Genomic DNA, 14,263 nt, shown 5'->3' on the forward strand with positions numbered 1-14,263 from the left:
CTACTTGAGATAAACACTGCCATTGGCAGTGGCGACATTGGCCTTCAGAAGCTCCAGCAGTTCGCCGGCCTTGGCGTCCAGGTTTTCCTGCACATGGGCCTCGAACACCGGCTGGGTTGCTGCCGCCATGGCACTGCGCTGCTCAGCGTTGAGCGCGGTCACTTCCATCTGCTCCATCAGGCCCGCAAGACCCCGATCCGAAGCTTCGATGATCCGGCTGATGCCGCGGCTGGCGGTGACACAGTTTTCCGCCGCATGATGCAGTACGGTGCGTTCATCATCAGAAAGCGCCTCGTAGAACGCCCGGTTGATCATGAGCGTGTAGGGCGAAAACAGGTGGTTGGTCAGCGTCATGTATTTCTGCACTTCGGCGAAATTCGCAAAAGAGATGATTGGCACCGGGTTCATCTGGCCGTCGATCACGCCGGTTTGCAGGCCAGAGTAGACCTCTCCCCAGGCCAGTGGATAGGCCTCGGCCCCCAGCGCCTGCATGATTTTCTGATGCGACGGCAGGGACATGGTCCGCACCCGGACGCCTTCAAAATCTGCCAGTTTGGCAATCGGGCGTTCCGAATTGGTCACCGCAAAGAACCCACCGGTATCGGGGAAGCCCAGCACGACAACATCGCCCAGTGTTTCTTCGATGTCACGCGCAAGGGCGGCACCAAAGGCGCCGTCGAACAGTTCATATGTCGCGCTGTTATCGGCAAAGGCGAAAGGCATGTTCAGCACATCGATACGTGGATAATAGCTGGCCAGCGCGCCGGTCGAGGTCAGCGTTGCCTGCAAAATTCCATCCCGCACCTGCTGCACATGCTCCGAGGCAGAGCCCAGCTGGTTGGAGCCAAAGACCTCAACCTCGACACTGCCATTGGTGCCCGATTCCAGAATGTTGGAAAACACGGCAGTACAGGCATGGGCCGGGTTCTCGAATGGATCGGCCTTGTTGTCGTGGCCAAACTTGATGGTGCTGTCGGCAAAGGCCGCAGATGCTGTCATCAGGCCAGCCAGGGCGGCACAGGTTGCAAGATGTTTCATGTTATTTCCTCCAATTGATATGAAACGATTATTGGGCAAATCCCAGCAGGCGCGGCAGCCAGAGCGCCGCGTCCTCCCAGAACGCAAAGATGAAAAGAACAGCCACCTCGGCGATCAAGAACGGAAACAGCTTGATCGAGATCCGTTCGAGCTTCTCCCCCGTAACCGAGGCCAGCACAAAGAGGCAGGCCCCCACCGGCGGCGTCATCAAGGATATGTTCAACGCCAGCACAAAGATGATCCCGGCGTGGATCGGCTCTAGTCCGACCTGTTCGGTCAAGGGCACCAGAACCGGCGCAAGAATGATCAGGATCGCGGTGATATCCATCACCATGCCAATGATCAGCAACAGGCAGATGATAATTGCAATCACGATGTAACGGTTGTCCGACAGGCTCAGCACGCCTTCAGCGATCATCTGCGGGATGCGCTCAAAGCTCATCCACCAGCCAAGAATGCCGGCAAAGGCGATGATGACAAAGATCACCCCGGTAATACGCCCGGTCCGTACCAGCATGCCATAGAGGCTGCGCCAGGTCAGGGTGCGGTAGACAAAGGTGCCGATGAACAGCGCATAGCCCACAGCAATAGAGGCCGCCTCGGTAGGTGTCACCACGCCGCCCAGGATACCGCCCAGAATGATCACTGGCATCGCCAGCGCCGTCAGCGAAGAGACAAAGGTCTGCCAGACCTCTCGCAGCGACGCGCCGCGCAGCGCCTTGGGCAGGTTCTCACGGTTGCCGCCAATGGCGATGACCGCCATGCAGACCAGGCAGATCACCAGCCCCGGCAGCAACCCTGCCGCAAACAGCCCGGCAATAGAGACCCCCATCAGCGAGCCATAGACCACCATCAACCCAGAGGGCGGAATGGTTGGCCCGATGATAGAGCCAGCAGCGGTGACAGCGCAGGCATAGTCCCGGCTATAGCCCTCTTTCACCATTGCCGGCACCAGCGTGCGGCCAAAGGCGGCCGCATCTGCCGTCGCCGATCCGGTCAGCCCGGCAAAAAACACCGAGGCCAGCATATTGGTATGCGCCAGACCGCCCCGGAACCGCCCTACCAGCACCCGCGCCAGCCCCACCAGCCGGTTGGTGATACCCGTGTCGTTCATGACTTCACCGGCAAGGATAAAGAACGGCATCGCCAGGAAGGGAAAGACGTTCAGCCCGTTGAAGATCTTGGACGGACCGACGGCCAGAAACTGCGCCCCGCCAAGATCGATCAGACCGACCACCCCGGCCAGGCCGATGGCAAAGCCGATGGGCATGCCAAACAGGATCAGCAAAATGAATGTCGCCAGAACCCAGATCATACCGCATCCTCTTCAAACATGGGTTCCCCATGGGTGCCAAGATCGCGCAGCAAGACCAAAATCAGCTGTAGCGAAGCAATAGCCGCCGAAACAGGGATTGCAGCGTAATAAGGGCGCAGGCTGGTGCCAAAGATCGCTGCCTGCCGGGTTGCCCCCCCATTGGCAAAGGCAATGCCGAACCACAGAACATATAGGAAAAGCGCCAGCGCCAGCAGATCCATCGCAACCAGGCTGGCGCGACGTAGCGGTTTGGGCAATTGATCAATAAAGGCCGTCAGGCCGATATGTTCGCGCCCGGCAACGCCGCAAGACACCCCCAGCATCGCCGCCCAGATCATCAAATAGCGGGCAAATTCTTCCGGCCAGGGCAGCTGCCAATGGAAATAATACCGGTCCACGACCCCCAGCCAAACGTCCAGGACCAGCGCCAGCATCAGGCAGGCCACGATGCCCTCAACAACCGAATTGACCCCTGCGCTGGCTTTTTCAGCCCAAGATTTCACGATGCGTCTCCCCCGAATCTCATTTGTACCTCAGATACAACTTCTGCAAATCGAGCCGCAAAATCAACAAAATTCGTTACTAAGATACATAATGGCGCTGAAATTCTTGCTTCTCCTGTACTTATGTGTCCTAAAGCGTATCTAAGGTACACATCTGAAAGCCGTTCCTAGCCATGTCAAACAAGACACCCGATCCTGCGCCCATAGCTGAACTTCCGGTCCGCGGGCGCGCCGCGGTAGCCGATGTGATTTCGGAACTCCGGATGCATGATGGCAGCTTTGCCGCCCGCGAACAGAAGGTTGCAGATTTCGTCAAGGCCCACCTTGAAACCGTTTCTGAAATGACAATCGCCAAGGTCGCCGAGGGGGCAGATGTCAGCACCCCGACGGTGATCCGGTTCTGTCGTACTCTGGGTTGCGAAGGGTTTCGTGAGTTCAAGCTGCGCCTGGCGCAGAACCTGGCCGTCAGCCACCAATATTTGCAGCCTAACATGGTTCTTGGCGAGGCAGGCCCTTCCGACGCGCCACTGGACCGGGTTCTCGGCGCGCTCTTTGCCACCATGTCCACCATGCAGAGCCAGGTAGACCCGGCGGATATTGCCAGGGCAAGCGACCAATTGGCCAAATGCCATCAACTGGTTGCTGCTGGCATTGGTGGTGGCTCTTCCATGCTTGCTGCCGAAGCCGCCAACCGGTTTTTCCGCCTTGGTATCCCCAGTGTCGCGGTCAATGACAGCTACGCGCTGCAGATGCATGCCGCGACGCTGCGCCAAGGCGATGTCATGCTGATGTTTTCCTCCAGCGGCGAGGTGGATGCCCTGGTTGGCGCCGCCCGGGTGGCGCGCAGCTATGGTGCAAAGACCATTGGCATCACCCGCACCGGGTCCCGGCTGACAGAGGTGTGCGAACTTTCGATCAGCATCAACCTGGCAGAAGATACCGACATCTTCAAACCAACCGCTTCCCGCTTTGCATATCTTGCCATCCTCGACGCGCTTGCCCTGTCGGTCGCGCACCAGAATTCTGACCAGACGCGCGAAAACCTGCGCCGCATCCGTTCCTCTCTTACCGCCTATCACGGGCGCACGGACCCGCAACCGCTGGGCGACTAGGCCCCTGCCGCCACTCCAGGTGCCGCTGACAGCGCCGTCATAGGCGGGTCAGACTGTCAGAGATCTCTTCTGCGATTGCCTTCGCATCAATGCCCTCCCGTTCTGCCGAGACCCGCAGCCCTAACAGATCTGATTGATACCGGCGCGCCAGTACCTTTGGGTCATGTCGGCTGTCGATGTCACCCACCGCCTGCGCCTGCTGAAACAGCTCTGCAAAATACTGCTCCATTCGCAAGAGATGCTGATTGGCCTTGCTTGCCAAGGGATGATTATGCGCCTGCAGTTCAAGCAGCGTCTTGGACAACATACAGGCCTTGGCAGGGGCGTCCTTATTGGCAATCGCGACATCGGGAAACTGCTGAAGCGCCTGGAGCGGGCCGTGTTCCTGCGCCAATACACGCAGCCTTTCAGCCCCGTCCTGCGCGTATCTGTCCATTGCCAGTTCAAACAGCGCATCCTTCGACCCAAAAGCCGCGTAAAAGCTGCCCGGCTTCATCTGCAAGGCTGCCTCCAGGTCTTTCAGCGATGTCCCTGCCCAGCCACGGCGCCAGAACAGGTCGCGGGCGCGCTTGATCAGGTCTTCGCGGTCATAGGTCGGTTTGCGTGGCATAGGATCACCAATTGTTGAGTAGTTGCTCAAATATATACTTGAGTGATCACTCAAGAAAGCCTAAATGTAGCTCCATGACAATTTTACAAAGGCTGTATCATGACCTTCCCTTCACACGATCTCGACTCCGCCCCCGAAGCCTCCAAGCCACTGCTTGAAACCTCGCTGAAAACCTTTGGCCGCCTGCCCGGCCTGCACAAGGTTCTGGCGGAAAGCCCACAGGCCTATGAAGGCTATCAACTGCTGCACAAATTGTTCACCGAAACCAACTTCGACGCCGAAGAGCTGACCGTTGTCTGGCAGTCGATCAATGTCGAGCATGCCTGCCATTATTGCGTCCCGGCCCATACCGGAATCGCCAAGATGATGAAGGTCTCGGACGAGATTTCGAACGCCCTGCGCAATGAAACGCCGCTGCCGACCGCCAAGCTCGAAGCGCTGCGGACCTTCACCGTGCAGATGGTGCGTGCGCGCGGAAATGTCTCGCAGGAGCAGATGAAAACCTTCTTTGATGCAGGCTTTGACCACCGCGCCGTTCTCGACGTGATCCTTGGCCTGGCGCAGAAAACCATGTCAAACTACATCAACCACGTCGCCGAAACCCCGGTCGACGAAGTCTTCCAGCCCCTGACCTGGCAGCGCAGCGAGACCCCGCTGAAGGTGTAAGATTGAAACGGTCGCGCTGCAGAAGATTGCGGCGCGACCCTTGCACATTGCAACAAGGCCGGTCCCGATGGCACCACACTGCGCATTGGCAGGGTACGGACGAAACGGCCATTCTCAGCAGCGCTGTATTTCACCGTTTCCCGCCGAAGTTTCGCTTGGAAGGCGGGTTCCAAAATCCGGTGCAGAAAAACCGCAGACCTAAGCACCCAATGCATATTGCGTGAAACGATCATGACGAACATTGTAGGAAATGCCAGATCTTAGCGGAACTGCGGGGGCCACGCGGAGCGTGCTGTCGTCCTTAATTATCCGACGACAGCACGCTCTAGCGGCTTATTCAAGACACATCGTTGAGTAGACAGCTTACAATCTACTTCTCAACGCCTGTGGCATGATACATTGCATGGAGGAAGCGATGTCCCGACCCTGGATCACTCATGAATGGTGACTCCCTTAGGTGGCTCTCCTGTTCGCCATCCTGCGCTTCATAGATCACCTCGTCCTCCTTGATCGTTACCTGAACACGGAGCTGATCCAGGGTTTCTGGATCAATCGCGGTAGGGTCGTCTGAGAGAAGGACAAAATCAGCAAGCTTACCTACCTCAATTGAACCTTTGTTATCTTCTTCGAAGTGTTGCCAAGCAGGCCAGATCGTCAGCGCCTTTAGCGCCGTCATCACGTCAACGCGCTGATGCGGACCAAGAATATCGCCCGAGCGTGTCCGGCGCGTGACTGTTGCATCAAGTATTCTCATGCTATCGGGAAAGGCGACAGGGGCGTCGTGATGTGACCCGAAGATCATGCCCCGTTCAAGTAGCCAGCCTGTAGGCGAAATATTCTCAGCGTTGATTGGCCCGACGGTATGGTCTCGATGCCAATCGCCCCAATAGAATGTATGCATCGGGAATACCGAGGGAAACACACCAAGCCTTTTGTAGGCATCGACCTGATCTTCACGCATGAACTGCCCATGGATCAAAACAGGGCGGTTTCCTGGATCGCCATATTCTGCCTGCGCGGCATCAATCGCAGCAATCAGCATATCGGATGCGCCTTCGCCATTGGCGTGGGTCAGGATCTGGAAACCTTTTTCATAGCACCAGTTCACGGCGTCCTGAACCTGCTCCATCGTGACGGCGGAATAACCCGCGTAGCCAGGGGGATAGGCGCCAACCGGATCATAGTACGGGCGGTCGCGCAACGCTGTGAAGCCCTGAGGTGAACCATCGATCGTTAGTTTGCATCCGCCGACGCGAATACCGTCTGCGTATTCCAGCGAGGTGTGTTCGCCAATATAATCCCTGGCTTCCAAAACATCAGGATAGGCGACCACATCGATCGGGATTTTACCTGCAGCGGCGACCGCCTTAAGCGCTTCGACAGCAGATGCAGATGACCGGCCATCCTGACCTGTCGTATATCCAAAGCTCGCCCAAAGTTCAGAACCGGCTTGAGCAAAAGCCAGAAAGGCATCCGGACCAAGTTGACTTAAAACTGGAACAAGAGCAGAAAAGAACGCATATTCTTCTAGTACGCCATTCGGTTCACCATCCGCGCCGCGTCGGATAACCCCACCGGCGGGGTCCTCGGTTGACGCGTCAAAACCAATAATTTCAAGTGCCTTTGAGTTTGCTACGCCTAGATGCCCGGATTGATGAACGATCATAATAGGTAACTCTTCAGACACGGCGTCAAGGTTTTCTCGAGTCGGATGGCGCAGTTCAGCAAGTTGCGCATTGTCATACCCAAACCCGATAATCACACCGGCTTGCTCGACAGCTTCAGCGTTTTTCTCAACCCATTCGCGCAGTGTCGCCTGAAGGCTTGCAATGTCCTTCACCGCGCCATCTGGTGGTGCCAGCAGGTTCGCGGAAAGGGCTTGCAAACCACCAAACACAACATGCCCATGACTATCAATAAAACCCGGCAACATTGTGCGCCCGTCGAGATCGAAGATTTCGGTTCCGTCACCCTGTCGCGTCATGACTTCAGCGAGATCACCGACGGCAATGATACGACCATCCTTGACCGCGACCGCTTCTGCAGCGGGCTGGTCGTCGTTGATCGTAAGAACCGGGCCGCCTGTGTAGATCGTATCGGCGACCTCCTGTGCACTGGCAGCGCTCATGATCAGGCTCGCGCCTAAAGCCAGCAGTATCTGCGTTGATCTTCGTGTCATCGTTTGATCCCTCTATTCTGAACTTGAATGACGCAGTCAAAGAGAGCGTACTATGGCGCGGATACGGATCAAGCCGTTTCACACGTTTTAGGAGAGTTCAGCTCGATGTCTCACCATGAGCAGTCTCCTCGACGCTTGGAAAAGGCAGATATCTACTCTTTGGTGCCCCGCTTGGACCTAGCCGGAGACTGCATCTGCAACATGCGCGATTGCAAACTGAAGCGGCCTCGAAGCTCGTCTGGTATGGGCACTCAGGCAACCGCCTAGATGCCCGAACTGCATGTCAGCTTCGCGAAGAATGCTAGGCTTTGCAAATTTCGCTCACTGCGCTTCTCAGCCCCTGGTGCTAATGGTTATGAGCTTTGCAGTCAGGTGCGATACAAATCGGGGCACATGGCCAAGAGAATTTAAGTTATAAAACCAATGGATTACCTGCCTCCTCAGCACCGCTATTGTTAACGGTCGGAATTGGCATCGTTGCGAAGACGAATCTAACAAAGATGTCGGTCACCTCCGACTGGGTCGTCCACACGTATAATATTCTTGAAGCGGTCGGCTCCATTGTCGCATCCGCTTTTGACATGAAACCCCGCATGAGAGGCTATTTTCTGGCCGGTGAAGCGCCGCTCTTGGAACCTTATACGCGGGTCAGGAAAACGCCTACGTAGCCTTTGAGGAGCTGGGTGAAACGGTCATGACAACCCGGCCCAGGTTCAGCGACTGACCGAAGCTGAAACCGTCCTGAAGCAATGGCACAATGAAGTCGCCGAGGCTGAGAACAGGGGCAAGATTGTGCAGAGCGTTGTCGCTGCAATAACCGAGATCGAGCAATCCTCCTCCCAGATCGCACAGATCATCAGCGTGATCACCGACAGCAGCAAGCAAGTGACACGTGGTGTGAACCTTGTCGGCAAGTCAGGCGAAGCGCTGACCAATATCATTGATCGAGTCAACCACATCTCCAAGCTGGTCACCGGCATCGCAGAAGGTGCGGTTGAGCAATCCACCGCTCTGAGGGAAATCAACACCGGAGTCGTCCAGCTCGATAAGGTAACACAGCAGAACGCAGCCATGGTTGAAGAGGCCACTGCCGCGATCCACATGCTGAAGAGCGATGCCTCCAAACTTGCCGAGCGGGCCGCCCACTTCAAGATTTCGGATAATGGGAAGATTACCCCGATGCAGACGGCCCAGACATCGCAGCCAACCAGCCATGGCCATGGTGATTGATACGCCCTTTTGTTCCGCTTATGTTCTTACTCATGCGAGTCGAGTTCCACAGCGTCTTCCCCCTACGCCCTGCCCGCGTCCATGAGGTCTGCGGGGCCGGTGCCATGGGGTTTGCCGTGATGGCCGCGCCGGGGCCAGTGCTTTGGATCCGGGAGGCGTGGCTTTCCGACACCCTGACGCCACAGGGGCTGTTGCCACTCTTTGATCCGATGCAGCTTTTGCAGGCGCGCCCCAGGGATCAAACCGATGCCCTTGCCGTGGCCGAGGAGGCGCTCAAAGACGGCGCGCTGCCCCATGTTGTCCTCGAAGTGACCCGCCCGCTTGATCTGCGCGAAGGGCGGCGGCTGCAACTCGCAGCAAAGGCGGGCGGAACGACGGGGCTGTGCATTATCCCTGACGGCATGGGCTCGAATGCTGCGGAAACCCGCTGGCGCGCCACCCCGGTTTTCGATCTCACGCGGGAAGACTCGACTCTGACGCATTGGGAAATTATCAAGAATAAATCAGGAACACTTGGAGCTTGGCATGTTCGATGGGATCAGAAAGAGAGTCGTCTCGATGTGGTTTCCCCGGTTGGCGAGCGACCGGGTTCTGCGGGCACGTCCGGTTAATGGGCCTTTTGCGCTGACGCTGAAGGCCGACAATGCCGAGCGGATTTATTGCCTCAATCAAGCGGCAGAGCGGGTGGGCCTGAGCCGCAGTATGAGCTTTGCCGATGCGCGCGCCTTTTGCCCCGACCTCATCAGTCAACCGGCCCGTCCCGACCTTGATAGGCCATTCCTTGCTGCCCTGCGCCGTTGGGCGACGCGCTATTGCCCTTGGGTGGGCTATGAGGGGGCGGATGGGTTGGTGCTTGATGTTTCTGGCGCGGCGCATCTTTGGGGCGGTGAGAGCGAGATGCTGGCTGATATGCGGGCGCGAGCCACGCGTGCCGGATTGGAACTGCGACTTGGGCTGGGCGAGACCCGTGGCGCGGCATGGGCCCGTGCGCATTTCGGCGATGAGAACACTACGCTGACAGAGTTGCCCGTTGCCGCGTTGCGGCTTGGGGATCAGATGGTCACAGCGCTGCAACGGTTAGGGCTGCGCCGCATTGGCGATCTCACCGCTGCCGCCCGCGCACCACTGGCTCGCCGCTTTGGCCCCGACCTGATGCTGCGGCTTGATCAGGCCATGGGGCATGTGTCCGAACCAACCACCCCGGAAAGCGAGCCACCACATTACGCGATACGGATGAGCCTGCCTGAACCGATTGGACTGACCGAGGACGTGATGGGGATCACCGCACGGCTGCTCACGCCGCTATGCGACAAGCTCAAAGCACAGGAAATGGGGGCGCGCAGCCTGTGCCTCACCCTGCGCCGGGTTGATCAGGGATGCCAACAGGTCGAGCTGCGCCTGGCCGCGCCCATGCGCGACCCACATCGCATCTTGCCGCTGTTCGAACGGGGCGTGGGCGCGATTGATGCGGGGTTTGGCATCGACCAGATCCGGTTTGAGGCAACGCTGGTCGAACCTCTCCCCGTGCAACAGATTGGCAGCCGCCAGACCTCTCCCGATCAACTCAACGATCTGATCACGCGCATCGGCACGCGCATCGGGTTGGAAAATGTCCAGCGGTTCCTCCCCGCCGACAGCCATATCCCCGAGCACGCCTTTTCCATTGCGCCCGCAGCCTACAGCAGACCTGAGAGCGGGTGGTACGCGCCCCGCCCCCGCCCATTACGCCTATTCCCACCGGAGGCAATATCGGTCACCGGATCACAGCCCCCCGCGCAGTTCCGCTGGCGGCGGATGCGCCTGACGGTGGGGCGCACCATTGGTCCCGAACGAATCGCACCGGAATGGTGGCTGCCCGACGACAACTGGCGCAGCGGGCTGCGCGATTATTGGAAGGTGGACACGCGCGAGGGGCGGCGGCTCTGGCTGTTCTATACCCCGCAAAATCCCGGCTGGTTCGTACAGGGGGAATTCGCATGATCAAAGAGGTCCGCGACCAGAGGCAAATCGAGGCCGTCGGCTGCGAAAGGATGCTCCGGCACCGTGACAGCGCGGGTTACGCGGAACTGTGCGTGACGACGAATTTCACCTTTCTCACCGGTGCCTCGCATCCAGAGGAACTGATGCTTCGGGCGGCAGAACTGGGGCTGGCAGCCATCGCGATTACCGACTGCAACACGCTCGCTGGCGTTGTGCGGGCCTATTCGGCGCTCAAGACCCTGCGCGAGGAACCAACCCAAGCTCTGCCTGTGCGCTCGTCGCATCAGGTCGATGCCTCCTCGCGTCATGAAATCGGGCAGCCAAAGCACTTGCACAATGCCGAAACGCTACCGCCCCATCTTCCAAAATTGATCGTCGGCAGCCGTCTCGTGCTGCGCGACTGCCCGGTAGAATGGCTGGCCTTGCCGACAGACCGCGCGGCCTATCACCGGCTGTCACGGCTTTTGACCTGTGGCAAGCGGCGGGCGGAGAAGGCGGAGTGTCACCTTGATCTGCAGGACCTGGAGGCGGGGTGTCAGGGGGTGATCCTCATTGCGCTGCCGCCGTCTGATATTGCCCTCGCGCAGGCCCCTGTACAACGGCTTGCACGTCGATTTCCCGGCGCGGTCTTTCTCGGTGCACCACCACGGTACGATGGCTCTGATCAGGCATGGTTCGATGCCTGTGCCTCCATGGCGCAGCGTTGCTCGACACCGATGGTGGCGGTGGGGGATGCGCTTATGCATCATGGCAAACGCCGGCAGCTCGCTGATGTGCTCACCTGTCTGCGCGAAAGCGTGACCATTGACCAGATCGGCACCAAGGCACTGCCCAATGCCGAGCGTCGCCTCAAAGGGGCAACCGACATGGCGCGGCTCTATCACCGACATCCGGCCGCGCTCAAACGCACACTGGAAATCGCGGCGCGCTGCGGGTTTGATTTGTCCGAACTCAGCTATGAATACCCTGACGAGATGTCCGAAGGTGAGGTGCCGCAGGCCCGCCTTGAACGCTTGGCCCAGGAGGGGGTGAAGCGGCGCTACCCGGATGGTGCCTCCGCCCGGGTGCATCGGTTGATGCAAAAGGAATTGTCGCTGATTGAGGAACTGCACTATGCACCCTATTTCCTGACGGTTCATGATATCGTTCAGGAAGCGCGCAGCCGTGGCATCCTGTGTCAGGGGCGCGGCTCGGCAGCCAATTCCATCCTCTGTTACCTGCTGGGGATCACCGATGTCAGCCCCGATATGATCGGTATGGTGTTTGAGCGTTTCATCTCTCGCCATCGCGGCGAACCGCCCGATATCGACGTGGATTTCGAACATGAACGCCGCGAAGAGGTTATCCAGTGGATCTATGAGAAATACGGCCGTCATCGTGCAGGCCTTTGCGCCACGGTGATCCATTTCCGGACCCGCGCCGCGATCCGCGAGGTGGGCAAGGTCATGGGCCTGTCCCAGGACTTAACGGCGCGGCTTTCGGGCGATATCTGGGGGATGTCCAACGCAGGGGTCGATATGGATCGGGTCAGGGCGCTTGGCCTTGACCCGACGGATCTGCGTTTGGCGCAGACGCTCAAACTCATAGGCGAGACCATCGGCTTCCCGCGGTATCTGAGCCAGCATGTCGGCGGGTTTATCATCACGCGCGGGCGGCTTGATGCGCTCTGCCCCATTGAAAATGCCGCGATGCAAAACCGCACCGTGATCGAGTGGGACAAAGATGACATTGACGCCCTCGGCATCCTGAAGGTCGATATTCTTTCGCTCGGAATGCTGACTTGCCTACGCAAATGCTTTGATCTTTTGGATGCCCACGAGAAGACCCAGATTACCCTCGACACGGTGCCACAGGAAGATCCGGCCACCTACAAGATGCTGGAACGCGCCGATGCCGTCGGGGTGTTTCAGGTCGAAAGCCGGGCGCAGATGAACTTCCTGCCCCGGATGAAACCCGCGTGTTTCTATGATTTGGTGATTGAAGTCGCTATCGTCCGCCCCGGCCCGATCCAAGGCGGCATGGTCAAACCCTACATCCGCAGGCGGCAAGGGTTGGAAGCCCCCGAACCCTTTGGCCCGGCCCTCAAACAGGTAACGCACAAGACACTCGGCGTGCCGCTGTTCCAAGAACAAGCCATGCAAATCGCGGTTGTCGGCGCGGGCTACACGGCGGAAGAGGCCGATAAATTGCGCCGCTCGCTGGCCTCGTTCCGGCGCATGGGCACCATCGGCGAACATCGCGACCGCTTTGTGCAGGGCATGTTGAAAAACGGCTATCCGCAAGACGTGGCAGAGGCCTGTTTCGCCCAGATCGAAGGCTTCGCCGATTACGGGTTTCCCGAAAGTCACGCCGCCGCCTTTGCCATGCTGACCTATGTCTCATCCTGGCTCAAATGCCATCATCCGGCGGTGTTTGCCTGCGCGCTGCTGAATTCCCAACCCATGGGCTTTTACGCTCCTGCCCAGATCGTACGTGACCTGCGTGACCACGGTGTTGAGGTGCGGCCTGTCTGCGTCAATCACTCCGAATGGGACAACATCCTGGAACGTCGCGCCGATGGAGCGCTGGCACTGCGTCTTGGCTTGCGCCAGATCAAAGGCTTTCGCGAGGAGGATGCAGGCTGGATCAGGGCGGCGCGGGGCAATGGCTATCAGGATCCCCAGAGCGTCTGGCTGCGTGCTGGAGTCGCACCCGCCGTGTTGGAACGGCTGGCAGAGGCGGATGCCTTTATCGGTATGGGACTGACGCGCCGCGATGCGCTGTGGCAGGTGCGGGCAATCCGTGCCCCTGCCCCGCTGCCGCTCTTTGCTGATCCGCTGGATGGCGAGGGTATTCATGAGCCAAAGGTGCATCTGCCCAATATGCATCTGGGCGAAGAAGTCGTGGAAGATTACATCTCTCTGCGTCTCACGTTACGTGCCCACCCGATGGAGCTGCTGCGCCCAACGATCCCCGATCTGACGCCGCATGACCGTTTGCCCAACGCGCCGCTGAAACGCACCAGCGTCTGTGGTCTCGTCATTACCCGCCAACGCCCCGGCACGGCGTCTGGCGTGATTTTTCTAACGCTTGAGGATGAAACCGGCGTCTCCAACGTGGTGGTCTGGCCCAAGGTCTATAAACGCTTTCGGCACACCGTTATGGGAGGACGGCTGTTGCGTGTAACCGGACGGCTAGAGCGTGAAGGCATCGTTGTGCACCTCATCGCCGATCACATAGAGGACCTGTCCCACAGGCTCTCCGATCTCGGCCACCCGCGCGACGACGCCGTGGGCATCACCCAGCCCCAGGCCGACGACGCCCCCAGAACGCGCCCGTCCCCCGCCGCCCGTCACCCACGCGAACAGGCCAAACGCTTGTTCCCGAGCCGGGATTTCCATTGAGGGGGCTTTGTCATGTTGTCCATCCAGGGCCGGGTCAAGAAGAATGCGGCCGTTATGCGGCCAGTCCGGCGGCATAATCGCTTCACATACTCAACGCGTCAGCCCGGGCGTGGCGTTTGGATGCTTTGAAGGGAGGATGGTGAAATCTTGCCATGGGCGGACAGAAAACGCGTGACAGGCAGCACGGGTATTCCTACGGCTTTGCCCCAGGACTTCCAGCGCGTTTCGGTCTCATCTCCACTCATTG

Annotated in this window: 11 protein-coding genes and 1 pseudogene; 7 read left to right on the top strand and 5 right to left on the bottom strand. The window is 58.8% G+C overall.

What is annotated here, in order from left to right:
- The 3 genes from ACN0VH_RS13700 to ACN0VH_RS13710 are packed head-to-tail and all read right to left on the bottom strand — an operon-like array spanning position 1 to position 2,856.
- Entirely contained in the window at positions 1 to 1,038 is a 1,038-nt protein-coding gene (locus ACN0VH_RS13700; protein ID WP_278923104.1) for a TRAP transporter substrate-binding protein, read from the bottom strand.
- Positions 1,039 to 1,066: 28 nt separating this feature from the next.
- Positions 1,067 to 2,353 (bottom strand): TRAP transporter large permease, encoded by a 1,287-nt coding sequence (locus ACN0VH_RS13705; RefSeq protein ID WP_278923105.1) that lies wholly within the window; start codon positions 2,351 to 2,353, stop codon positions 1,067 to 1,069.
- The gene (locus ACN0VH_RS13710) at positions 2,350 to 2,856 is read right to left on the bottom strand and encodes a TRAP transporter small permease (RefSeq protein ID WP_278923106.1); all 507 of its coding nucleotides are present in this window, start codon (positions 2,854 to 2,856) and stop codon (positions 2,350 to 2,352) included. The genes ACN0VH_RS13705 and ACN0VH_RS13710 overlap by 4 nt, the downstream gene beginning before the upstream one ends.
- Positions 2,857 to 3,029: 173 nt before the next feature.
- Between ACN0VH_RS13710 and ACN0VH_RS13715 the strand changes: the two genes are divergently transcribed.
- Positions 3,030 to 3,968 (top strand): MurR/RpiR family transcriptional regulator, encoded by a 939-nt coding sequence (locus ACN0VH_RS13715; RefSeq protein ID WP_278923107.1) that lies wholly within the window; start codon positions 3,030 to 3,032, stop codon positions 3,966 to 3,968.
- A 37-nt stretch (positions 3,969 to 4,005) separates the two neighbouring features.
- Here ACN0VH_RS13715 and ACN0VH_RS13720 read toward each other — a convergent pair whose 3' ends face one another.
- The gene (locus ACN0VH_RS13720; RefSeq protein ID WP_417700886.1) at positions 4,006 to 4,578 is read right to left on the bottom strand and encodes a TetR/AcrR family transcriptional regulator; all 573 of its coding nucleotides are present in this window, start codon (positions 4,576 to 4,578) and stop codon (positions 4,006 to 4,008) included.
- A 99-nt stretch (positions 4,579 to 4,677) separates the two neighbouring features.
- Between ACN0VH_RS13720 and ACN0VH_RS13725 the strand changes: the two genes are divergently transcribed.
- Positions 4,678 to 5,244, top strand: a complete 567-nt coding sequence (locus ACN0VH_RS13725; protein ID WP_417700887.1) for a carboxymuconolactone decarboxylase family protein — start codon at positions 4,678 to 4,680, stop codon at positions 5,242 to 5,244.
- Between the two features lie 370 nt (positions 5,245 to 5,614).
- Here the strand turns inward: ACN0VH_RS13725 and ACN0VH_RS13730 are convergent, their stop codons facing one another.
- Positions 5,615 to 7,423: an amidohydrolase gene (locus ACN0VH_RS13730; protein ID WP_417700888.1), complete on the bottom strand. Its 1,809-nt coding sequence runs from the start codon at positions 7,421 to 7,423 to the stop codon at positions 5,615 to 5,617.
- A 500-nt stretch (positions 7,424 to 7,923) separates the two neighbouring features.
- Between ACN0VH_RS13730 and ACN0VH_RS13735 the strand changes: the two genes are divergently transcribed.
- The 5 genes and pseudogenes from ACN0VH_RS13735 (at position 7,924) to ACN0VH_RS13755 (ending at position 14,016) form a co-directional block, all read left to right on the top strand.
- The gene (locus tag ACN0VH_RS13735) at positions 7,924 to 8,091 is read left to right on the top strand and encodes a CHASE3 domain-containing protein (protein ID WP_417700925.1); all 168 of its coding nucleotides are present in this window, start codon (positions 7,924 to 7,926) and stop codon (positions 8,089 to 8,091) included.
- Between the two features lie 100 nt (positions 8,092 to 8,191).
- Positions 8,192 to 8,650 (top strand): annotated as a pseudogene (locus ACN0VH_RS13740) (methyl-accepting chemotaxis protein); the annotation flags it as partial.
- Between the two features lie 35 nt (positions 8,651 to 8,685).
- Entirely contained in the window at positions 8,686 to 9,264 is a 579-nt protein-coding gene (locus tag ACN0VH_RS13745; protein ID WP_417700889.1) for an ImuA family protein, read from the top strand.
- Positions 9,179 to 10,633 carry a Y-family DNA polymerase gene (locus tag ACN0VH_RS13750; RefSeq protein WP_417700890.1) on the top strand — a complete coding sequence of 485 codons (1,455 nt, stop codon included), beginning with the start codon at positions 9,179 to 9,181 and terminating at the stop codon, positions 10,631 to 10,633. Before ACN0VH_RS13745 ends, ACN0VH_RS13750 begins: the two co-directional genes overlap by 86 nt.
- Positions 10,634 to 10,683: 50 nt before the next feature.
- A complete protein-coding gene (locus ACN0VH_RS13755) occupies positions 10,684 to 14,016 on the top strand; it encodes an error-prone DNA polymerase (RefSeq protein WP_417700926.1) in 3,333 nt (1,110 codons plus the stop codon).
- The last annotated feature ends 247 nt before the right edge of the window (positions 14,017 to 14,263 follow it).

The organism is Pseudophaeobacter sp., from assembly GCF_048267565.1.
Classification (GTDB): Bacteria; Pseudomonadota; Alphaproteobacteria; order Rhodobacterales; family Rhodobacteraceae; genus Pseudophaeobacter; species Pseudophaeobacter profundi.

What these genes read in the sequence shown, in the direction of transcription:
- ACN0VH_RS13755 (WP_417700926.1), top strand. Translation starts at nt 10,684, where the DNA reads ATGCTCCGGCACCGTGACAGCGCGGGTTACGCGGAACTGTGCGTGACG.
- ACN0VH_RS13750 (WP_417700890.1), top strand. Translation starts at nt 9,179, where the DNA reads ATGTTCGATGGGATCAGAAAGAGAGTCGTCTCGATGTGGTTTCCCCGG.
- ACN0VH_RS13730 (WP_417700888.1), bottom strand. Translation starts at nt 7,423, where the DNA reads ATGACACGAAGATCAACGCAGATACTGCTGGCTTTAGGCGCGAGCCTG.
- ACN0VH_RS13715 (WP_278923107.1), top strand. Translation starts at nt 3,030, where the DNA reads ATGTCAAACAAGACACCCGATCCTGCGCCCATAGCTGAACTTCCGGTC.
- ACN0VH_RS13725 (WP_417700887.1), top strand. Translation starts at nt 4,678, where the DNA reads ATGACCTTCCCTTCACACGATCTCGACTCCGCCCCCGAAGCCTCCAAG.
- ACN0VH_RS13720 (WP_417700886.1), bottom strand. Translation starts at nt 4,578, where the DNA reads ATGCCACGCAAACCGACCTATGACCGCGAAGACCTGATCAAGCGCGCC.
- ACN0VH_RS13735 (WP_417700925.1), top strand. Translation starts at nt 7,924, where the DNA reads ATGTCGGTCACCTCCGACTGGGTCGTCCACACGTATAATATTCTTGAA.
- ACN0VH_RS13705 (WP_278923105.1), bottom strand. Translation starts at nt 2,353, where the DNA reads ATGATCTGGGTTCTGGCGACATTCATTTTGCTGATCCTGTTTGGCATG.
- ACN0VH_RS13700 (WP_278923104.1), bottom strand. Translation starts at nt 1,038, where the DNA reads ATGAAACATCTTGCAACCTGTGCCGCCCTGGCTGGCCTGATGACAGCA.
- ACN0VH_RS13745 (WP_417700889.1), top strand. Translation starts at nt 8,686, where the DNA reads ATGCGAGTCGAGTTCCACAGCGTCTTCCCCCTACGCCCTGCCCGCGTC.